This window comes from Herbaspirillum sp. LeCh32-8, assembly GCF_017814915.1.
Classification (GTDB): domain Bacteria; phylum Pseudomonadota; class Gammaproteobacteria; order Burkholderiales; family Burkholderiaceae_D; genus Herbaspirillum.
This window is the reverse complement of record NZ_JAGIPZ010000004.1, coordinates 1-20,764: the sequence shown is the minus strand read 5'-3', so window position 1 is coordinate 20,764 and position 20,764 is coordinate 1. Positions and strand designations below refer to the sequence as shown.

Annotated in this window: 21 protein-coding genes and 1 riboswitch; of the genes, 9 read left to right on the top strand and 12 right to left on the bottom strand. The window is 65.7% G+C overall.

Features of this window, described 5'->3' with window-relative positions:
• Window positions 1-88: 88 nt before the first annotated feature.
• From J8I26_RS09450 to J8I26_RS09430, 5 genes are all read right to left on the bottom strand, one after another.
• The gene (locus tag J8I26_RS09450) at window positions 89-592 is read right to left on the bottom strand and encodes a hypothetical protein (protein ID WP_209606488.1); all 504 of its coding nucleotides are present in this window, start codon (window positions 590-592) and stop codon (window positions 89-91) included.
• Between the two features lie 134 nt (window positions 593-726).
• Window positions 727-1,167 (bottom strand): DUF2325 domain-containing protein, encoded by a 441-nt coding sequence (locus J8I26_RS09445; protein ID WP_209606486.1) that lies wholly within the window; start codon window positions 1,165-1,167, stop codon window positions 727-729.
• 105 nt (window positions 1,168-1,272) lie between these two features.
• A complete protein-coding gene (locus J8I26_RS09440) occupies window positions 1,273-1,974 on the bottom strand; it encodes a YafY family protein (protein ID WP_209606484.1) in 702 nt (233 codons plus the stop codon).
• A 150-nt stretch (window positions 1,975-2,124) separates the two neighbouring features.
• Window positions 2,125-2,496, bottom strand: a complete 372-nt coding sequence (locus J8I26_RS09435; RefSeq protein WP_209606482.1) for a VOC family protein — start codon at window positions 2,494-2,496, stop codon at window positions 2,125-2,127.
• Window positions 2,497-2,646: 150 nt separating this feature from the next.
• On the bottom strand, window positions 2,647-3,651 hold the full coding sequence (locus J8I26_RS09430) for a bile acid:sodium symporter family protein (RefSeq protein WP_209606479.1): 1,005 nt from the start codon (window positions 3,649-3,651) through the stop codon (window positions 2,647-2,649).
• Between the two features lie 108 nt (window positions 3,652-3,759).
• Between J8I26_RS09430 and J8I26_RS09425 the strand changes: the two genes are divergently transcribed.
• Window positions 3,760-4,608 (top strand): LysR family transcriptional regulator, encoded by an 849-nt coding sequence (locus J8I26_RS09425; protein ID WP_209606477.1) that lies wholly within the window; start codon window positions 3,760-3,762, stop codon window positions 4,606-4,608.
• Between the two features lie 20 nt (window positions 4,609-4,628).
• Here the strand turns inward: J8I26_RS09425 and J8I26_RS09420 are convergent, their stop codons facing one another.
• Both J8I26_RS09420 and J8I26_RS09415 read right to left on the bottom strand, forming a co-directional pair.
• A complete protein-coding gene (locus J8I26_RS09420; protein ID WP_209606475.1) occupies window positions 4,629-5,027 on the bottom strand; it encodes a hypothetical protein in 399 nt (132 codons plus the stop codon).
• A 107-nt stretch (window positions 5,028-5,134) separates the two neighbouring features.
• A complete protein-coding gene (locus J8I26_RS09415; protein WP_209606474.1) occupies window positions 5,135-6,772 on the bottom strand; it encodes a FapA family protein in 1,638 nt (545 codons plus the stop codon).
• A gap of 287 nt (window positions 6,773-7,059) precedes the next feature.
• Between J8I26_RS09415 and J8I26_RS09410 the strand changes: the two genes are divergently transcribed.
• The 4 genes from J8I26_RS09410 to mntP all read left to right on the top strand — a co-directional run bounded on the left by J8I26_RS09410 (window position 7,060) and on the right by mntP (window position 11,157).
• The gene (locus J8I26_RS09410) at window positions 7,060-7,968 is read left to right on the top strand and encodes a cation diffusion facilitator family transporter (protein ID WP_209606472.1); all 909 of its coding nucleotides are present in this window, start codon (window positions 7,060-7,062) and stop codon (window positions 7,966-7,968) included.
• A 115-nt stretch (window positions 7,969-8,083) separates the two neighbouring features.
• Complete coding sequence (locus J8I26_RS09405) at window positions 8,084-8,632, top strand: cytochrome b (RefSeq protein ID WP_209606469.1); 549 nt, start codon at window positions 8,084-8,086, stop codon at window positions 8,630-8,632.
• 109 nt (window positions 8,633-8,741) lie between these two features.
• On the top strand, window positions 8,742-10,322 hold the full coding sequence (locus J8I26_RS09400) for a hypothetical protein (RefSeq protein WP_245200242.1): 1,581 nt from the start codon (window positions 8,742-8,744) through the stop codon (window positions 10,320-10,322).
• Window positions 10,323-10,410: 88 nt separating this feature from the next.
• A riboswitch (yybP-ykoY riboswitch) is annotated at window positions 10,411-10,578 on the top strand.
• Between the two features lie 12 nt (window positions 10,579-10,590).
• Entirely contained in the window at window positions 10,591-11,157 is a 567-nt protein-coding gene (gene mntP / locus J8I26_RS09395; RefSeq protein WP_209606468.1) for a manganese efflux pump MntP, read from the top strand.
• A 20-nt stretch (window positions 11,158-11,177) separates the two neighbouring features.
• Here mntP and J8I26_RS09390 read toward each other — a convergent pair whose 3' ends face one another.
• Both J8I26_RS09390 and J8I26_RS09385 read right to left on the bottom strand, forming a co-directional pair.
• Complete coding sequence (locus J8I26_RS09390; RefSeq protein WP_209606465.1) at window positions 11,178-11,762, bottom strand: antibiotic biosynthesis monooxygenase; 585 nt, start codon at window positions 11,760-11,762, stop codon at window positions 11,178-11,180.
• Between the two features lie 35 nt (window positions 11,763-11,797).
• On the bottom strand, window positions 11,798-12,919 hold the full coding sequence (locus tag J8I26_RS09385; RefSeq protein ID WP_209606463.1) for a porin: 1,122 nt from the start codon (window positions 12,917-12,919) through the stop codon (window positions 11,798-11,800).
• A 312-nt stretch (window positions 12,920-13,231) separates the two neighbouring features.
• On the opposite strand from J8I26_RS09385, the gene ilvD reads away from it, so the two are divergent.
• Entirely contained in the window at window positions 13,232-15,094 is a 1,863-nt protein-coding gene (gene ilvD / locus J8I26_RS09380; RefSeq protein ID WP_209606462.1) for a dihydroxy-acid dehydratase, read from the top strand.
• A gap of 122 nt (window positions 15,095-15,216) precedes the next feature.
• Here ilvD and J8I26_RS09375 read toward each other — a convergent pair whose 3' ends face one another.
• Entirely contained in the window at window positions 15,217-16,116 is a 900-nt protein-coding gene (locus J8I26_RS09375) for a LysR family transcriptional regulator (RefSeq protein ID WP_209606460.1), read from the bottom strand.
• 135 nt (window positions 16,117-16,251) lie between these two features.
• On the opposite strand from J8I26_RS09375, the gene J8I26_RS09370 reads away from it, so the two are divergent.
• Entirely contained in the window at window positions 16,252-16,890 is a 639-nt protein-coding gene (locus tag J8I26_RS09370) for a LysE family translocator (protein ID WP_209606459.1), read from the top strand.
• A 42-nt stretch (window positions 16,891-16,932) separates the two neighbouring features.
• Here the strand turns inward: J8I26_RS09370 and J8I26_RS09365 are convergent, their stop codons facing one another.
• Complete coding sequence (locus tag J8I26_RS09365; protein ID WP_209606458.1) at window positions 16,933-17,313, bottom strand: DUF427 domain-containing protein; 381 nt, start codon at window positions 17,311-17,313, stop codon at window positions 16,933-16,935.
• A 386-nt stretch (window positions 17,314-17,699) separates the two neighbouring features.
• Between J8I26_RS09365 and J8I26_RS09360 the strand changes: the two genes are divergently transcribed.
• Together J8I26_RS09360 and J8I26_RS09355 are read left to right on the top strand one after the other, a co-directional pair.
• Window positions 17,700-18,341 carry a LysE family transporter gene (locus J8I26_RS09360; RefSeq protein ID WP_209606457.1) on the top strand — a complete coding sequence of 214 codons (642 nt, stop codon included), beginning with the start codon at window positions 17,700-17,702 and terminating at the stop codon, window positions 18,339-18,341.
• Window positions 18,342-18,528: 187 nt separating this feature from the next.
• Window positions 18,529-19,698: a serine hydrolase gene (locus J8I26_RS09355; protein WP_245200253.1), complete on the top strand. Its 1,170-nt coding sequence runs from the start codon at window positions 18,529-18,531 to the stop codon at window positions 19,696-19,698.
• On the opposite strand, the gene J8I26_RS09350 is transcribed toward J8I26_RS09355, so the two are convergent.
• On the bottom strand, window positions 19,679-20,641 hold the full coding sequence (locus tag J8I26_RS09350) for a LysR family transcriptional regulator (RefSeq protein WP_209606456.1): 963 nt from the start codon (window positions 20,639-20,641) through the stop codon (window positions 19,679-19,681). The two genes, J8I26_RS09355 and J8I26_RS09350, sit on opposite strands and share 20 nt — an antisense overlap.
• Window positions 20,642-20,764: the final 123 nt, after the last annotated feature.

Sequence of the window (20,764 nt, the reverse complement as noted above, 5' to 3'; positions counted from 1 at the left end):
AGGCAGCGCGCTGCGGATCACCGGGCGAAAAAAAGCCGCGCATCATGCGCGGCTTTTTTATGTTGCGTATCGCCGTGATGCGTCCGGCTCAGGGCTGCTGCGGCGACGGCACCAGGAACTTGGACTTGGCGCAGTACATCTTGGCGTCGGTGTTGTTGTAGACGATCTTGCTGCCGGCCTGCGACTGCCGCATCGGATAGGCGGAGTTGTCTTCGGCCGCGAAGCGGATGCCCAGCGAGGTGCTGATGGCTTCGGCCAGCTTGACCGGGGTGGCCTTGAAGTAGGCGCCGATGAAATCGGCCTGGCTGCTGCTGTCGTTGACCAGGAAATCGGTGGCTTGCACGCCCCAGATGTTCACGTTGGTGGCCTTGAACCAGTAGGCGCCGCCTTCGGTCTTGTAGGGCGGGCCGAAGGCTTCCACCAGGTAGTCGAAGAAGTATTTGCTGTTGAGTTGGTTCAGGCACAGCAGGGCGTTGCCGACTTCGATGCCAAAGCTGGGTTGCGGGGCCGCATGCGCGGCCGGCGTCACTGCGGCCGAACAGGCCAGCGCGAGCGCCGGAAGGCTTTTGGCCAGGCGACGTACGATGTTCAAACAGACTCCCGAGGATGATGCCGTGATGGCTAGTTGTCACTTCGACCATATTGTGCGGCCGTTGGGAGTCGATTGTAGGGGGCTTTGCGTATTTTTTCCAATCGGCATGTCGCTGCACGCCGTCGGAGGCGATGTTAGCGTGCGCGACGCAGTAGGCGATCCCCGCGTGCGGAGGGGCCGGTTGGGTCTGAACGCACCTGCGCCAGCGTGCCCAGGCCATCCAGGAAGGACGCGATACCGGTGCCCTTGACCAGCACGCAGGGCTTGCCCAGTTTCTTGCAGGTGCTCTTCACCAGATGGTAGGCGTTGTGGCTGATGTTGCCGGAGGCGCAGATGACGATGTCGGCTGCGGCCAGCATGGGGGTGAGGCGATGCAGGTTGTCTTCGCGCCCGCCGTCGTGGTGGATGAAGCGGCCGGCACGGGTTTCGATTTCGGCGCGATAGTGGTTGCGTGCGCCGGTCAGGCCGCCCACGCAGAGCACGCAGCGGTCGTCCAGCGAGATCGGGGCAGCGGCGCTGGCGCCGTGATTGGCCTGCACGGGGGCGTGGGCGTTTCGGCTGGATTCTTTGCGCATGAGCCTGGACCAAGAGTGATCGATGGCTCAAGCCTAAACCGGTCGCGCATGGCGGCGAACGAATGAATCCGCATCTGCATATGCGCTTTTCTGCGCCGGGGAGCGTCAGGGTGCCGGCGGCGCTTCTTTGGTGGCGCGCTGCATGGCGCGCACGAAGTCGGCCAGGCGGCGACCGTTGCGGTCGGGGTAGTAGCCTTGCGCGCTCATCTGTTGCACGCGGTCCAGGCGGAACGAGCGGAAGTCGTCGCGTGCCTCGCACCATGCGGCCAGCAGCCAGGTGCCGCCGAAGAAGGCCAGCGCCAGCGGCCATACCACGCGTTGGCTGGCGCGCTGCTGGGCGTCGGAGTAGTGCAGCAGGAGTTTGTGGCGGCTGCTGATGGCCTGGCGGATTTCTTCCAGGCGCTCGCCGTGCAGCGGGTCCATCTGCGTGTTGGGGGCGAACAGCGGCGTGGCTTCGACGAAGTCGCGTTTGTCCTTGGGCAGCGCCAGCACCACCTTGGCCAGCGCTGACGCCGCCGAGGCCGACAGCTGCGGGCCGCCCCAGGCCTGCACCATGCGCATGCCGATCACCAGCGCGTCGATTTCGTCGGCGTTGAACATCAGCGGTGGCAGGTCGTACCCGGGTTTGATGCGATAGCCGACGCCGGCTTCGCCATCGACCGGCACGCCCGAGAGGGAGAGGTCGCGAATGTCGCGATATACCGTGCGCTCGGATACCGCCAGCCACTCGGCCAGCTGGCGCGCGGTGGTGAGCCTGCGTCCGCGCAGGTATTGGGTGATCTGGAACAGTCGGTCGGCTCGGCGCATGAGGTGGCGGGGAGGCAATGGTGCGCGCCATTCTGGCACGCATGCACCACCTCCGCCACAAGCTTCGATGTTGCTCTGCAATGGAGGACGGCGACGGCTTTTTCAGCCTTGCGCGGGGTGTGCATTGCGCCGCCGCAGTCCGGGTCGGTCTCAGTTCTTGGCGTGCAGCGCGACGCGGTTGCCTTCGGTATCGATGAATTGGCAGATGTAACCGATATCGTTGGGCAGCTGCATCTTCTCCAGCGCGATCTTGCCGCCGGCCGGCACGATGCGGTCGATCACCGCCTGGATCGACGGGCCGGCGTCGAGATAGACCAGCGTACCCTGCGGCGATGGTTCGATCCAGCGGCCGCCGGTCAGGCAGCCGACCGACTGGCCGTCGTCGCGGATGAAGATGGCCATCGGCGCGTCTTCGTCGAAGGCCTCGGGACGCAGCGTGGTGGCGAACACGGTTTCATAGAAGCGCGTGGCGCGGGTGAGGTCCTTGGTGGCGATCTCGAACCAGTTGACGGAGGTTTGCATGCTGTCTTCCTTTTCGTTGTGATTGATGAACTGTTCCATGCCTGCGTCTGTGTCGCCTGGCATGGAACGCATCATGCAGGCAGGCTCCTGACAACGTGGTGTCAGGAGCCTGCGGAAAAGAAAGAACGGAGGAAGGTTTTTGCGCGGGGATCAGCGGCCGACGGCCACCGGCGCGGCGGGAGACGATGCCTGCTCGGCGCGCTCCTGCTGCTCGGCGTAGCGGCGCGCCAGTACCGCGCACAGCATCAGCTGCATCTGGTGGAACAGCATGATGGGCAGCAGCACCACGGCCGCGCCGCTGCCGGCAAACAGCACCGAGGCGATGGGAATGCCGGAGGCCAGCGACTTCTTGGAGCCGCAGAAGACCAGCACGATCTCGTCGCCGCGCGGCATCTTCAATGCGCGCGCGCCGTAGGTGGTGATCAGCAGCACCGCGCCCAGCAGCACCGCGTTGACCAGCACCAGCAGCGCCAATTGCGTCGGCGGGAACAGGTGCCAGATGCCTTGCGCCACGGCGGCGCTGAAGGCGGCGTAGACCGACAGCAAAATACCGCCGCGGTCGACCACGTTGACGATCACCTTGTGCTTGTTGATCCAAGCGCCGATCCACGGACGCAGCAGGTTGCCCAGCACGAAGGGCAGCAAGAGCTGCAGCAGGATGCTCAGCACCTGCGACAGGCCGCTGCCTTCGTGGTGGCGATGCAGCAGCAGCGTCACCAGCAGCGGCGTGACCAGGATGCCCAGCAGGTTGGAGGCGGTGGCGCCGCAGATCGCCGCCGGCACGTTGCCGCGCGCAATCGAGGTGAAGCCGATCGACGACTGCACCGTGGAGGACAGGCAGCAGACGAACAGCACGCCCATCCACAGCTGAGGCGTCAGCAGGTCGGGCACGGCGGCTTTCAATGCCAAGCCCAGCAGCGGGAACAGGATGAAGGTCGAGGCCAGCGTCAGCAGGTGCAGCTTGGGTTGCTTCAGGCCCGAGATCGCCGCTTCGCGCGACAGCTTGGCGCCATGCAAAAAGAACAGCAGCGAGATCGCCACGTTGCTGGCGACGTGCATGAAGGCCTCGAAGCGGCCGGTGGCGGGGAGCAGGGTGGCCAGCAGCACGGTGCAGATCAGCAGCTGGGTGAAGCGGTCAGGCAGGAAGCGTTTCATGATGGACGTGGAAAGATGATTTTGTCCTCATGATAGGAAAAGCCGGGGTAATCGGGAACCCCTTTGATAGCGTTGACTGTGATCGGAATATTCGATGACAATGCTCCCATGCTCAATCCCGTCTGGCTCCACACCTTCACCACCGCCGCGGCTTCGGCCAGCTTCACCGAGGCCGGGCGCCAGCTCGGCCTGACCCAGTCCAGCGTGAGCGACCATATCCGCCGGCTGGAGCAGAGCGTGGGGCGACGCCTGTTCGTGCGCGACACCCATTCACTGGCGCTGACCGCCGACGGCGAGAGCCTGCTGGTGCACGCGCGCCTGATCCTGGAGGCGCATGCGCGCGCCGAGGCCCAGTTCAGCGGCACCCGCCTGCGCGGCCGGGTACGCTTCGGCACCTCGGACGACCTCGCCATGGGGCCGCTGCCGGACATGCTGGCGGCCTTTCGTAGCCAGCATCCCGAGGTCGAGCTGGAGATCACTATCGGCCTTACCAGCGACCTCTACACGGCGCTGGAACAGGGCAAACTGGATTTGCTGGTAGGCAAGCGACGCAGCGGCGAATCGCGCGGGCACAGCATGTTTTCCACACCGATGCAGTGGCTCACGCGTCCCGAGAGCATGGTCGACCTGTCGCAGCCGCTGCCGCTGATCCTGCTGCCCGAGCCCAGCATCACGCGCGCGGCGACGCTGCAGACGCTGGGCAAATCCGGCCATCACTGGCGCATCGTCTGCACCAGCGGCAGCCACGCTGGCTGCATGGCGGCCGCGCGCGGCGGCCTGGGACTGGCGGCCTTGCCGCAGCATCTCAGCTCGCGCGACCTGGTGCCGCCGCTGAACGTGGCGGCGCTGCCGGTGTTGCCGGATGTGGAGTATGTGGCGCTGACTGCGCGCCGCCTGTCAAAGCCGGCGGACACGCTCTACCAGATCCTGATGAGCAGCCGCCTGTCGCGCGGCTGAGTGCGAGCGTGGCCGGCGGCTCAGGCCGGATCGACCACCAGCGCGGCGTTGTCCAGCGTGCGGATGCGGCGGTCGACAAAGTAGCCGCCGGCTTCCATATAGCGCAGGTAATGGCGCGCGCATTGCGTGCAGCGCGCCACGTTGCAGCGGTTGTAGGGATAGTAGCGGGGCGCGATGGGTGCCGCGGGCGAGCCGTATTGGGTGCCGTCCGGATGGTGCTCGGCGAAGGTCGGTTCGTCGTAGGGATCGCGCACCAGCGTGGCGACGTCGGCCAGCTGGGCCTCCGGCAGCGACAGCGGCAGGCTGATCCAGCCGGTGCTGTCGGCGCTGCGGCAGTTGCAGTCCTGGACGACGGCAGCGCTTTGTCGGGCGAACGCGCGCAAATCGTCGGCGCTGGCTTGCGGGAGAAGGTCTTGCATGGAGCGGCTTTCGGATGGCTGGGGCGCAGGGCGCGGCCCCATCGAGTCCGTCATTGTAGAACGCATCGCGGCGGCGAGCTGGACGCTGCCGCGATGCGTGATTTGGCTTATTTCTTCGGGTTGTAGCGGATATCGCCCTCGAACAGCTGCGCCGTGCCGCCGCCGAGGTCGGACTGCACCGGCCAGGACTGGTGGCCGATGCGCAGTTCGGTGCCTTCGAACACCGCCTTGGCGACCACGATGCGGGCGTCTTCGGCCGCCACCATGCCTTCCTTCATCTGGCCCACTTCTTCTAGCAGCACCTTGACCTCGTAGGCCAGCGCCTTGCGCTTGTCGCTGGTCTCGAACAGTATTTCCGGCGTAGCCTTTTCCGGGTTGAGCTTGTAATAGGCTTGCTGCTTGATGGTGCGGTCCAGCTCGGCCACTTTGCGCGCGTACTCCTGTTCCTTGATGGCGATCTTTTCTTCCAGATAAGGGTCGAGGCCTACCTGCACGCGCGTGAGCGTGGAGGTGGAGGCGCCGATCACGTTGGCGCGGATCGAGTTGGTCGCTTCCACGCGCCCGCCGATGATGTGGCCGGTGCGCGGGTTGCCCTTGCCGACCACGATTTCATTGCCGGCCAGCAGTTCACAGTGGCGGGCGTTGCCCAGCACCAGGATGTCTTCGGCCGCTTCGATGTGGGCGCTTTCGGCGAACATCACCTGCACCGATTTTTGCGCACTGATGCGCGAAGCGATCGCGGTGGTGCCGGCAGTGGCGGTCACGCCTTCGCTGTGGCCGATTACGCCGCCCTTGACGGTCACGCTGCCGCCGGCCACGATCTCGGCCGCCTCCACCGTGCCGCTGACGACCACGTCGCCGCCCACGTGCACCTTCATGCCGGTCAGCACGTCGCCGGAGACGCGCACCGAGCCCTCGAACGTGAGGTTGCCGGTGGACAGGTCGACGTTCTCGACGTCCAGCACCGGATTGACCTTGACGCCATTCTTGATCAGCGTCGGCTGGCCCGGCACCATGGCCACCAGCAGGTCGGGATCTTCCTCGCTGGGCTCGGCGCCGACCGATTCCTTGGCGAAGGTGATGTCGGCGATCGGACGCGCCGGCACCTTGCCGCCGCGGATGTCGATGCCGTCTTGGCCCGGTACGGGCGGGATGCGGCGCATCAGAGGATCGCCCGCCGACACCAGCAGCAGGTGGCCCATGTCGGCGTAGGAGACCACGGCGTCCTCGTCGATTTCGGCCAGTTCTTCCTCTTTTTCTTCCAGCAGGCTTTCAAAGCGGGCCGGCTCGGCCGGCGTGGGCATCAGGCCCTGTGCAATGATCAGCTTGTTGCAGTGGCCGGCCGAGAGTGCGCCGCGCAGTTGCTCATGCAGGATGCCGTAGGTGATGCCGGCGGCGCGCACGGCGTTGACCACTTCCACGCTCTTGGCGCGGCCGCCGAAGGGCGCCACCAGGGTCAGCGAGGCGGTCATCAGGTCGTCGGCCACCTCCAGCGAGAACTCGCCGTCACGGCGTTCGGCGATGACTTGGGTCACGGCTTCCTTGGCGTCTTCCGCCTTGCGCACGAAGCCGTTGAGGATGGAGTCTTGCGAGAACAGCTTGGTCAGGCCGTTGTCGACCATCGCCTGCTTCAGGAACGCCAGCGTCAGCGGCGGGAAGCCCGGCGTCGGGGTAAAGGTGGCGGAGAGTTCGCCGCTGGCCCTGTCGAATGCGAACGACAGCGGTTGCGGAGTTGCTTGGCTCATGCTGATCCTCGGATGAATTGCTTGCTTACGTCTGCCGGCGTCGTCCCGCGTCGCTTCCCATGGCGGCGCGGCGGGTGTCGACGTGGCGTCGCGCCCCGTCACATGCAGTATGCGCGGTGTAGTGCACGCCGGCGAAAATCGGCGTCGATAAATTCGGCATCATCGGCCGCGCTGTCCCTCGCGCAACGCAGCGGACATTGTAGTGTGGCAAGATGATCCAGCAATTTGATCCATAGCACAAGTTTTGCGGGCATTTGAGGGCACATTACCGGCAAATAGTTGACGATATGTTAAGCATAGAAAAAGAAGACGCGTACGACAAGGAACTCCGCTATCGCGCCGGCAAGACCAGCACCCTGGTCAGCATTGCCGTCAATGTCGGCCTCACCACGCTGCAGATCGGCGTGGGAATTTTCGCCGGTTCGCAGGCGCTGGTGGCTGACGGTGTGCATTCGCTGTCGGACCTGGTGGCGGACTTCGTGGTGCTGTTCGCCGCCAGCCGCAGTCGCAAGCAGGCCGATGCCGACCACCAGTACGGCCACCAGCGCTACGAGAACGCCGCTTCGCTGGCGCTGGGCGCACTGTTATTGGCGGTGGGCGTGGGCATGCTGGTCTCGGCCGCGCAAAAGATCCAGGCCTACGGGCACACGCCGCCGGTGCACGTGGCGGCATTGTGGGTGGCGCTGGCGGCGTTGCTGGGCAAGGAGCTGCTGTTTCGCTACATGCTGCGGGTGGCGCAGCGCGTGCGTTCCAGCATGCTGGTGGCCAATGCCTGGCATGCCCGCTCGGACGCCGCGTCCTCGCTGGTGGTGGCGCTGGGCATCGGCGCCAGCCTGGGCGGCTTCACGCTGCTCGACCCGGCCGCCGCCGCTGTGGTCGGGCTGATGGTGCTGCGCATGGGATGGCGGTTCGGCTGGACCGCGCTGAACGACCTGATGGACCGCGCCGTCTCCGAAGAGGAGTCGCAGGCGATCCGGCGCACCTTGCTGGAGACGCCCGGCGTACAAGGCCTGCATGATTTGCGCACGCGCCGTATGGGCGACATGACGCTGGTCGACGTCCATCTGGAGATTGACGGCGCGCTCACCGTCAGCGGCGGTCACGCGATCGCCGCCGCGGCGCGCCAGCGCGTGCTGGATGCGCACAACGTGCTCGATGTGATGACCCACGTGGATCCGGTGAACGTCTCCATTTGACGCGACGCACGTGCAGGAGTCCTCACGATCTGCCCGTTACGGATGAACTTTGCCGCCGTCGGCGGTTCGCACGCTTGAACTACCTTAACCTTCGCCATTCGCCAAAGGAGCCCGCATGCAAGCAAGTCCGTCCCATCCCCTGCATCGCTACAACGCCGCCGCGCGTTGGCTGCACTGGATCATCGCCCTGCTGATCATCGCCGCCTATGCGCTGATCCTCTCGCACGGCGAATTCCCGCGCGGTTCGCCCGAGCGCACGCTGGTGGTCCAGTCGCACTTCTGGGCCGGCATCGCGGTGCTGATCCTGGCCATCCCACGCGTGTTCAACCGGCGCGCACGCGGCGCTCCGCTGATCACGCCGCCGCTGTCCTCGGTGCTGCAAAAGTTGTCATGGCTCACGCACCTGTTGCTCTACCTGTTCCTGTTCGCCCAGCCCATCCTTGGCATTCTCACCGTCTGGCTCGGGCGCGGCGCGATTCCGGTGCCGTTGAGCGAGCTGCAGATCGCCTCGCCGTTCGCGGTCGACAAGGATCTCTCCGGCAGCATCAAGGAAGTGCACGAGACGCTGGGCGAGCTCTTCTATTACGTGATCGGCCTGCACGTGCTGGCGGCGCTGGCCCACCACCTCGTGCGGCGCGACGATACCTTGCGCCGCATGTTATAAGCGCAGCAAGTTGGAACGCGCCGTATCGGAACGGCGCGTTCCAACTTGTAAAGATTTCCGCGATGACGCCGTTAGTGCCGCTATCAGCCTTCGAGCGCACCGAGACGTCATGACCACGATCGCCCCCACTTCCGCCTCCACCACCGCCGGTTACCAGCCGCTGTCCGCGCGCAGCAGTGCTGCTTCGGCAAGCACATCGGCGACGCAAGCCTCCGCCACCGTCGCGCTGGGCAGCTCGGGTGCGCAGGCCGCCAACCTGGCGTTGTATGCGCCCAGCGGGCTCATCGCTGATGCCAAACAGCCGGTGTGGGAGAGCAAGCAGATCGACCCCGTCAGCGCGCTAATGGCCGGCACCGCGAAGGCGGTCGACTTGGCCGGTCGCCTGCAGGGGCTGGGCCGCGCCCTGATGGATCAGGTCAGCGAAGGCGGCAATGCGTACTCGCAGTCGGTGCTGGTGTCGGACCTGGCGATGCAGGGCGACGCCGGCGTGCAAACCATCCTGCGCGACCAGCTGCAGAAGTTCGCCACCAACAGCATCGGCCTGTCGGTCACCACGGTCGGCGGCGCCAAGATCAACTTCAGCTTGTCTTCCAACAGCGATGGCATCGCGGTCAAGGTGGAGCTGGAGCAGGGCAAGCTCACCGATGTCGAGCGCGAAGCCATCGGCAAGCTGGGCGAGGCCTTCCAGGGCGCCATCAACGGCCTGGCCGAACAACCGCCCAGGTTGTCGCTGGACGGCCTGATGAAGTTCGACGGCAACGTGTTGTCGGCGGTTGACCTCAAGGCCAGGCTGGGCGACGACCAGACCGTGCAATTGCACGTCGATGCAGAGCAGCGCACGCTGTCCACCAGCGGCGCTGCCGGCAGCATGAAGGTCGCGGTCGATCTCAAGAACACCGCCATCCTCGGCAGCGGCGAGCAGCGCCAGCGCGCCATCGCCGGTTACCTGCAGCAGTTCGACGCCGCCGCCCGTCGCGGCCATGGCAACGCCGGCCTGACCGCGCTGTTCAAGGACGCCTTCTCCCAGCTCAACGGCAGTTATCCGGCGCAGGGCTTTGTGCCCGGCAAGGAGATGCCCGCTGCCTCGGCCGACGCCACCGACCGCCAGATGCTGTCCGGTCTGGCCGATTTCAGCGCCTCCATTTCGCAGGCGATCGAGGCTCCCAATCCGCTGAACCACAACGAGATCGACGGCTTCGATTACCAGGTCTCGCAGCAGACCTCGGTGACCGGCCGCAGCCAGGCCAACCGCGGTATCGTGCAGCAACAGCATTCCAGCCTGAAGGCGTCCTGGCATGAAGCATTGCAGCCGGACCTGCCGCTCAAGCTGGGCACCGACAAGCAGTCGCAGAACTACACCTATCACCAAGTCGACGACCAGGCCTCCAGCAAGCTGGAGATAAATTATGCACAGGGCTACCTGACCAAGGCCTTGCTGAGCCAGTCGGCCAGCCAGAACACGCGTGTCACCAAATACGTGCTGGGCGAGAAGGTGTCGGACGTCAGCACGCCCTTGAATTCGGCCATCGTGCGCGACTTCGCCGAGCAATTGCGCGACGGCAAGGATGCGCGCACCTCCGACGGCCAGTACCGCTGGACGCGAAAGCTCGCGCAGATCAGCGCGATGGCGCTGCTGCAGCCGGACCCGGCGGCGCTGAAGGCGCAGGGTGCGCTCACGCTGTTGGACTGAGCAGTTTCTCCCGCAACAACTTTCGGCGCGCATGCAACTTACCGGCATGGAGGGCTTGCGCATGACCCGTCTTCATCGGGTAGAATGCGACCTTCTCTTTGGGGAGTAGCCAGCTTCCGGGTCATCCGGAAGAGCCCGCGTCAACATTCTCGGCAGCAGCCGTGGCGCGGGTAGCCAACTTGGTAGGCGAGACCATAGACGCATCTGTGCCTGTGGTCGGGCGCATCGTTGCGTCCATGGACATCGCCCGACCCAGGAACCCCGTCTCATGAATTTCCCCTCGCTCGTACTCCTCGCCTTCGCGATGTCGACTGACGCGTTCGCCGCCGCCATTGGCAAGGGCGCCGCCATGCAGAAGCCGCGCTTGCTGCAGGCGCTGCGCATCGGCCTGCTGTTCGGCGTGATCGAGGCCATCACGCCGCTGATCGGCTGGTTCGCCGGTTCGGTGGCCACCAAGTGGGTATCGGAATGGGATCACTGGATCGCCTTCGTGCTGCTGCTGGTGCTGGGCGGGTTGATGATTCGCGAAGGCCTCAGCGATGAGGAAGAAGAGGCCTCGCCGGAACCGCAAAAGCAATCGCTGGTGAAGCTGGCGCTAACCGCGGTGGCCACCAGCATCGACGCCATGGCAGTCGGCGTGGGCTTGGCCTTCGTTGACGTGAGCATCCTCGAAGCCTCGCTCCTGATCGGCCTGGCCACCACGCTCATGGTGACCATCGGCGTGATGGTCGGGCGCATGCTGGGCGGCATCGTCGGCAAGCGCGCCGAGATCATCGGCGGCGTGGTGCTGATCGGCGTGGGCGCGGCGATCCTGTACGAGCACATCGGCGCCTGAGGCGCGTTTTCCTGGGCTTCCTAGTTGCCGTCGTCGAACAGCCAGCGCTGCACCAGCCGTGTGTAGCGCGGCATGACCACGTACACCATCAACGCCACCAGCAGGGCGGAGGCGAGCAGGCCGTCGCTCAGGCGCGCCGACGGCAGGCCCAACTGGTGCAGCAGCGGCAGCACCAGCTGCGACATCGCCAGCGACAGCGGGAAGATCGCCGACCAGGTCAGCAGGAACTGCTTCCAGCGCACCGGCAGCTTCGCCTTGGCGCCTTCCGGCGTGAACCAGAAGTCCAGCCCGCTGCGCACGAAGAACTGGTCGTCCCTGGCCAGGAAGGGCTTGACGCGTTCGATGTGGGCAGCGCGCGCCGGCGAATCCATCCATGCATGCAGGCGCTGCTCGGACGCAAAACGCAGGATCACCGTGTAGGCGGTGGTGACGCCCTTGAGCGGACGCACCACCTGCCAGTCGACGATGCCCTCGGCGGCCTGGCTCACGCTCGCCACCTCTTTCAGCCACGCCTCGTACTGCGCATGCATGCCGTGGCGGATGTGGTGGGTAATGACCACGGTGGCGCCGTGGGCGGGATCGAAAGGGGCGTGGTCTGGATTCAAGATGGCTCCTGCTGCGGGTGAAGGCGGATCGCTGGTCAGAACTTGTGGCGCAGGCCCATGCGCAGCACGTTCTGCGCGCTGTCGTCGGCGGGCGCGACCGAATACGACTGGCCGATCACGCCGGGGTTGACGGCGTCGCCTGCGTTCTGGCGGCTGAACATGGCGTAGACGTCTGTGCGCTTGGACAGATAGTAATCCACGCCCAGGTTGACCTGGGTGGTGTGCGCTCGCGTGGCGCCGGTGGTGGCGCGGGCCAGGTCGGCGCGGTCGTGGATCACGCTGGCCAGCAGGTGCAGCTTGCTGTCGTAGGCGTAGTCGACGCCGACGTCAACGATGTTGGCGCGCGTGGCGCTGGTGATGTTGACCAGGCCGGTGGCCGCCAGCGGCGCCTGTAAGGGGCGTCGCGTCTGTGACCAGGCGGCGAACAGCTTGGCCGGGCCGGCCTGGTAGCTGGCGCCCAGCGTGAAGGTCTTCAGGTCGGTGTCGCCGGCGCGCGCCGGCAGGGCGTCGCCGGCCAGCTTGCTCTGGTAGTACGCGCCGCCGATGCCGAACGGGCCGTTGGCGTAGTTGGCGCCGACGCCCACCGCGCGACCGGCGGCGTTGTTGCCCGCCACCTCGCCGAAGCCGTAGAACAGGCTGCCGCTGAAGCCGCCGTAGACGGCCGAGTCAAAGCGCAGCGAGTTGCTGGTGCGTGCGCCGGTGACGCGGTCCAGGCTGTTGAAGTGGCCGGCGCGCACGCCGCTGCCGCCGAAGATCTGGAACGAGGTGTACTTGGTGCCGATGTCTTCCAGGTAGTCGGTCTGGCGACCCAGCGTCAGCGTGCCGAAGCCGCCGGACAGGCCGACCACCGACTTGCGGTCGAACAGCGTGCCGGGTGTGGCCATGGCGCCGTCGTCGGCGTTGAAGCCGGTTTCCAGCTGGAAGATCGCCGACAGCCCGCCGCCCAGGTTTTCACTGCCCTTGAAGCCGATGCGCGAGGCCATCTGGTCGCCGGAGTCGAGGCTGACGCGGCTGTTGTTGCCCGGCGCCACCTTGCTGGTATAGGCCAGGCTCATGTCGATGACGCCGTAGATGGTCACGCTGCTGTCCTGGGCGTGGGCGGCGGCGACTGACAAGGAAAGCGGCAGGGCGAGAGAAACGAGGACGGATTTTTTCATGTGCATTCCCGAAAGTTGGATCGGCATTTGCCCGAAGGCAAAAAAGAGTCCGGGAATATAGCGGCCGCCGGCGCGCCCTGTATGGGACAAAACCGTACCGGCCCTGACGCGGTCGCAGCACGAATATACATAGGCCGCCGCGCAGCCCGGAACGGGCGCGGGATTGCGGCGCGCGGCACGGCGCCGGCGCGAAGGATGACTAATATCTATTGAGAATCAAAACGCGCTGAATTATATATTTGACAAATGGCAAGCCCGGCGGCAATCTTGTGCTCCCTTTTTCAGCACACGCAGCTCTGAGGAGACACCCACATGCCCACCTACCGTTCCCATACCACCACCCAAGGCCGCAACATGGCCGGCGCCCGCGCCCTGTGGCGCGCCACAGGCATGAAGGATGGCGACTTCAGCAAGCCCATCATCGCCGTGGTGAACTCCTTCACCCAGTTCGTGCCCGGCCACGTGCACCTGAAGGACCTGGGCCAGCTGGTGGCGCGCGAGATCGAGGCGGCCGGCGGCGTCGCCAAGGAATTCAACACCATCGCCGTGGACGACGGCATCGCCATGGGCCACGACGGCATGCTGTACTCGCTGCCCTCGCGCGACCTGATCGCCGACTCGGTGGAATACATGGTCAACGCCCACTGCGCCGACGCCATGGTGTGCATCTCCAACTGCGACAAGATCACCCCGGGCATGCTGATGGCCGCGATGCGCCTGAACATTCCCGTCGTGTTCGTTTCCGGCGGCCCGATGGAAGCCGGCAAGGTGATCAAGACCGTCAACGCCGACAAGAAGGTCATCAAGCTGGACCTGGTGGACGCCATGATCCAGGCCGGCGACAAGAACATCTCCGACGCCGACGTGGCTGAAGTGGAACGCTCGGCCTGTCCGACCTGCGGTTCCTGCTCGGGCATGTTCACCGCCAACTCGATGAACTGCCTGACCGAAGTGCTGGGCCTGTCGCTGCCGGGCAACGGCACCATCCTGGCCACCCACGCCGACCGCAAGGAACTGTTCCTGCGCGCCGGCCGCGTGATCGTTGAGCTGGCCAAGCGCCACTACGAACAGGACGACTACTCCATCCTGCCGCGCAACATCGCCACCAAGGAAACCTGGGAAAACGCGATGACCCTGGACGTGTCCATGGGCGGCTCGACCAACACCGTGCTGCACCTGCTGGCCGCCGCGCACGAAGCCAAGGTGGAATTCACCATGGCCGACATCGACCGCATCTCGCGCAAGGTGCCTTGCCTGTGCAAGGTCGCGCCGATGACCAACAAGTACCACATCGAAGACGTGCACCGCGCCGGCGGCATCATCGCCATCCTGGGCGAGCTGGCGCGCGCCGGCCTGCTCGACACCTCGCGCCCGACCGTGCACAGCAAGACCCTGGCTGAAGCCATCGAGAAATACGACATCCGCGTCTCCAGCGACCCGGCCGTGCACAAGCTGTTCCGCGCAGCGCCCGGCGGTGTGCCGACCCAGACCGCGTTCTCGCAGGAAGAGCGTTTCGAGACCAGCGACCTGGACCGCGCCAACGGCTGCATCCGCGACATCGAGCACGCCTACTCGCAAGACGGCGGCCTGGCGGTCCTGTACGGCAACATTGCCGAAAAGGGCTGCATCGTGAAGACCGCCGGCGTCGATGAAAGCATCCTCACCTTCTCCGGCACCGCACGCGTGTTCGAGAGCCAGGACGCTGCCGTCGAAGGCATCCTGGGCGACAAGGTCAAGGCCGGCGACGTCGTCATCGTGCGCTACGAAGGTCCCAAGGGCGGCCCCGGCATGCAGGAAATGCTGTACCCGACCTCGTACATCAAGTCCAAGGGCCTGGGCAAGGCTTGCGCGCTGTTCACCGACGGTCGCTTCTCCGGCGGCTCCTCGGGCCTGGTGATCGGCCACGCATCGCCGGAAGCCGCTGAAGGCGGCGCCATCGGCCTGGTGGAAGAGGGCGACATGATCGACATCGACATCCCCAACCGCACCATCAACCTGCGCATCTCCGCGGACGACTTGGCCCGCCGCCGCGCCGCCATGGACGCGCTGGGCGACAAGGGCTGGCAGCCGGGCCATCGCGAGCGCGTGGTGTCGCAGGCGCTGCAAGCCTACGCCGCCCTGACCACCTCGGCCGACCGCGGCGCCGTGCGCGACCTGTCGCAGCTGAAGCGCTGAGTGTTAAGCGCCGGTCGTATCCCGTTGTAAAAAAAAGCCCGCGCAAGCGGGCTTTTTCTTTGGCGGCCAATGTGATTCAGCAGGCGCTCATGCCGTTGATGCTGTCGTCGGTATGTCGCCGTTCATGTCGATGAAGCTCCGCTAATCGCCGCCAGCGCCGCCGCTACCATCGGATTGTCGCGTTCGCGGTGCCAGGCCACGGTGGCGGTGGTCACCATCACCTTCTCGCTAAGCGCCTTGAACACCACGCTTTGCGGCGCCATCTTGCGCATGCTGGCCGGCACCAGCGCCACGCCCTGGCCGCAGCCGACGAAGGCGATCTGCGAGGTGATCGAACGCACCTCGTGCAGCACGCGCGGGTCGAAGCCGTGCGCGCGGCAGGCCGCCATCATGTGGTCGAAATGCAGCGGGCTGTAGCGTCGCTCGAACATCACGAACTGCTCGTCGTTGAGCGCTGCCAGCCGGATGCGGGTGCGCCCGGCCAGGGGATGGCGGTGATGCAGCGCCACGCACAGCGCGCTCTCCTGCAGCGCGATGCGTCCGATCTTCTCGTCCGGCTCGCCCTCCAGTCGGGCAAAGGCCAGGTCGATGTCGCCGGCCAACAGCGCCGGCACCGCTTCCACGCTGTCGATCTCGCGCACACTGATGGCCAAGCCGGGAGCCTTTGCCTTCAGCGCCTCGACGATGGGCGGCACCACGTCGAACATGGCCGAGTTGACCGCGCCGATGGTCAGCAGCCCGGATTGCCCACGCGCCGCCTCGCCCACCGCGCGTTCCAGTTGCTCCATTTGCACCACAAACTTTTGCACCGCAGGCAGGATCGCCGCGCCCACCGGCGTCAGCCGCGTGCCCTGGCGCGAACGCTCGAACAGCTGCACCTTCAGCGCCTGCTCCAGCACCTTGATCTGCTCGGTCAGCGGCGGCTGCGACATGCCCAGCCGGCGGGCCGCACGGCCGAAGTGCTGTTCTTGCGCCACGGCGGCGAACAACCAGAGGTGCTTCATCAGGCGGAAATTGATCATGGCGGCGGCCTTCGGCATCAGTGAGGTTGATAGGATAGTCGTATCACGATGGAATTTTAATCAGAATTTACCGATCAGAAGACATAAGGCAAAGTGGCGCGGCCTTCCCATTCACCTTGCCTCGTGTTTCATTTCATGACTCCTGTCATCCTCGACTGGCCCGCCATCGCGGCGGTGCTCTCGGCCAGCGCCATCGGCGTGGCCATCCCCGGCGCCAATTTCGTGGCCATCGCCAACAAGGCGCTGGCCGCTTCCCGTCGCGAGGCGGTGTGCATGTCCTTCGGTTTCGCGCTGGTGAATTGTCTGTGGGCGGTGCTGGGCATCCTCGGCGCGAGCGCACTGGTGGCGCGCTACGCCTGGCTGGGCGGCGCGCTCAAGCTGCTGGGCTGCGCTTATCTGATGTGGTTCGGCCTGCGCCTGATCCTGGTCGCGCCGGTATCGGCGCCGGCGATTGCGGCCGCCACGCCCATGTCGCGCAGCATTGGCCGCAGCGCGTTTCGCCAAGGCGTCGCGCTCAATATCGTCAATCCGAAGTCGCTGCTGTACTACTGCGCTTTCCTCTCCAACGTGGTGCCGGCGCGGGTCACCGGCGAGACCGCCACGGCGATGGTGTTTGCCGTCGGCGCCTGCGCGGTGCTGTGGTACAGCGCGCTGGGCGTGTTGCTGTCTTTCCCGCTGGTGTCGGCGCGCTTTCGCCGTTCGCTGGTCGGCATCAACCGCGCTTGCGGCGTCATGCTGGTGGCGCTGGGGTTGTCGGAGCTGTTCGGCGCCTGAGGGGGCAGGCGCGTAATGGAGGCGGCTGCATCAGCGGCAGCGTCAATCCACCGCCACCTTGATCTCGGGCAGCTTGTCGTCGTAAAAGGCCAGGCGGCCCTGCAGCGCGCGATGCTCGTCGTAGGGATCTTCGTAACTCCAGACGGCGTCGTGCAGCGAGCGGTCTTCCAGCATCAGGTCGTAGTAACTGGCGCTGCCCTTGAACGGACAATGCGAGGTAGTGGCCGAGGGCTGGATGCGCTGGCTCTTCAGCGCCGTGCGCGGGAAGTAATAGCGCGTCGGACAGTCGGTCTCGTGCACCGCGATGACGTCATCCGAGCCGGCGACTTCCTGCTCGCCCACGCGCACCGTCACGCGCTGCGCCACGCGTTGCTCCTCGACTTTGTGATCAGGATGCTGCTGGTGTCCGGGGGACTTGCTCATGCGTGCCTCCATCCAATAAAAAAAAAGTAAAAGTGAGCGCCGGGTGAATCATTGGCAGATGATCGACGAACCGGCTATCAGGCCAGCCCCGGCGCAAAGACCAGCTTCAATGCCAGCAGCGCCGCCAGGAACGCGAGGATAACGACCGTCAGGGTGACCGGGCGTGTCGAGCTGCGGGGAGTGTGTGCCATGACTATGCTCCTGTGATCCAAATGGCAAGCGTGCGCCCGGATCGCGCAGGCCGCCATCGGAGAGCCGCCGCAGCCGTCGTCGGAGGCCGCTGTCGGCGGCGTCGGCGGGGCTTGATGAGCTCGCGCGGGGGCGCGCCGTTGGCGTTACAATCGCGGACCGGCACTGCTTTTGCGGCGCCTTCAAAGGGATTGTCCATGGATGCCTTCTTCTTCATTCCGGTTGCGATCATGCTGGCGCTGGTGCCCGGCCCGAACAACTTTTGCGCCCTCAACAACGGCATTCGTCGCGGCGTCGGCGCGGCCTTGCTTGCCACCTTCGGCCGCGTGACGGCGTTCGCGATCTTCCTGACGATCTCGGCGCTGGGTTTGGGCGCGATGCTGTTGGCCTCGGAGACCGCGTTCGAGGCGGTGAAGTGGGTCGGCGCGATTTATCTGTTTTACCTCGGCTGGCGCGCCTGGCGCAGCCGCGAATTCCACGGCCTGGAGTTGGCCGACGGCGCAGCCGGCGCCATGGCAACGGGCAAGGGCGCACCCAGGAGCGTGGGCGCGCTGGCCATGCAGGAGTTCCTGCTGGGCATCACCAATCCCAAGGCCATCATGCTGTTCGCTGCGATCTTCCCGCAGTTCATCGACCAGTCCCGCCCGGCCGCGCACCAGTTCCTCGTGCTGGGCTCGATCTACCTGGCCGCGGAGTTCGTTTCCACCGCCGTCTATGCCAGCGGCGGCACGCAGATCCGTCGCTTCATCCGCACCTCGCGCGGCGTGGCGCGCCTGAATAAATTGACCGGCGGCTTCTTCATCGGCGCCGGCGCGTTGTTGCTGGCGGCGCGTCAGTAAGCGCTGTTGTCGCACGAGAGCAAGGCCACCTGCGCGGTGGCCTTTTTGTCCTGACGGGCGCCAGACGGTCATATCGAGGGGGCGGTTGAAGCGACTTCCAATCCCGGCGACAATGTGCACTAGCTGGTCTGTCCCAAGCGGGCAGCCTTCCGTGTGACGCACCCGCCCCGACCAAGGTTTTTCAATGATGTTTTCCGCAGCACGTCGCTTCGCTTCGCCCGCCTCACGCTCCACCTCCTCCAAGACTCCGCTGCTCAAGCATGCTGCCGCCCTTTGTCGCATGGTGTTGTGTGGCCTGTTGCTGCTGACGTTGACGATGGTGGGCGAACGCGCCTTTGCCGCCGGAGCCGAGCGTTCGACCGCCGGCAAGCAGCGCACCGCCGGCGCCAGCGCCAAGGGGCGCAAGCGCAATGTGCGCCAGCAGGTGAAGTCCAAGCGCCGCGTTGCCGGCGCAGCGCCGGCCAAGCAGACGAAGAAGGCGCGCCAGGCGACGCGCCCGGTCGCCAAAGCAGCGGTCGGCGCCGCCGGCGCAGCGACTGCTGCCGCAGCCGCGCCCACCGCATCGGCCCAGCCCGAGCTGCTGCCACGCTGCGGCTTCACTGAGGCTTCGCGTCGGCATCTGTTCTCGCACGCCATCTACGTGCTCGACGAGCAATCCGGCGCCACGCTCTATGAACGCAATGCCGAGCAGGTGGCGCCGATCGCCTCGATTTCCAAGCTGATGATGGCGATGGTGTGGCTGGACCAAAAGCATGAGGCGCTGGCCAGCCGTCTGGCTGTCACCGAGGACGACCTCGATACGCTGAAGTACACGCAGTCGCGCCTGAACGTCGGCGCCAGCGTCACGCGCGGCGACATGCTGCACATCGCGCTAATGTCGTCCGAGAACCGCGCCGCCGCCGCGCTGAGCCGCGACTATCCGGGCGGACGCGAAGCCTTCATCGCCGCCATGAACGCCAAGGCGCAAGCACTGGCCATGCCGCACACCCGCTTCGTCAACGCCACCGGCCTGTCGCCCGACAACGTTTCCACCGCCAAGGAATTGGCCAGCATGGTGCGCGCCGCCAACGGCTATGCGCTGATCCGCGAGTACTCGGTGGATCGCGGCAAGACCGTCAACATCGGTCGCGGCCAGCTGCAATACGTGAACTCGAACCGCCTGGTGCGCTACCGCCAGGTCAGCGCCAGCGTGCAAAAGACCGGCTTCATCAACGAGGCCGGGCACAACATGGTGATGCGTTTGCTGGTGCACGGCCGCCGCCCGGTGGTGGTGTCGATGCTGGGCAGCGATACCGGCGAAGGCTCGCGCCTGGACGGCGTGCGCATCGCGCAGTGGCTCAACTGTTCTTTGCGCTGACGGCAGAACCGGCGGCACGGCGGCGCGGCGCCTTGGCATCGACGCCCACCTTCTCCGGGAAGGACGCCATCAGCCAGTCGATGAACACGCGCAGCCGGTGCGGCACATGCCGGTTGTGCGGATACACCACGTGGAAGGGATAAGGCGCCGGGCGCCACTTCTGCAGGATCTCTACCAACTCCCCCCGCTCGATCGCCGGCCCCGCCGCATAGGTGAAGGTCTGGATGATCCCCAGTCCCGCCAGTCCCGCCGCAAGGTGGGCGTTGCTCTCGTTGACGCCGATGCGGTGTTCGGCCTTGATCTCCGTCTTCTCGCCGTCGCGCGCAAAGCGAAACGGCACGGCGCGCCCGTTTTGCGGCGACACATAGCTCACCAGGCGGTGGCCGTTCTTCAATTCCTCCGGATAGGCCGGCACGCCGAACAGCTTCAGGTAGGCCGGCGTGGCGCAGGTGACCAGCCGCGCGGCGCCGAGCTGGCGCGCCACCAATGTTGAGTTGTCCAGTGCGCCGCCGCGGATGACGCAGTCGACGTTGTCGCCGATCAGGTCGACCGAGCGGTCGGACACGCCGAGGTCGATGCGGATGTCCGGATAGCGCGCGAGGAAGTCGGGCAGGGCCGGGATCAGCACATCGCATGCGGTGGAGCCGCCGACGTCGATGCGCAGCTGTCCGCGCGGGTTGCCGCGCGCGACGTTGAACGAGGTGTCGATGTCTTCCAGGTCGCGCACGATGCGCGCGGTCTTCTCGTAATAGTCGCGTCCCTCCGGCGTGACCGTCACGCGCCGCGTGGTCCGCTGCAGCAGGCGCACCCCCAGATGCGTCTCCAGTTCCTGCACCTGCTTGCTCAGCGTGGCGTTGGGCATGTCCAGCGAATCCGCCGCGCGGGTGAAGTTGCCGGCCTCCACGACGCGGGCGAAGGCCCGGATTGCCATCAGTTGGTCCATGTGGACGTCCTCCAGTGAATTTAATTATCCATGTGTATGGATAGTAATTTTCATTTTACACACTTTATCCATAAACAGCCTGTCGATAAAGTGCACCCATGCCTTGCAGCACACAGCGGAAAA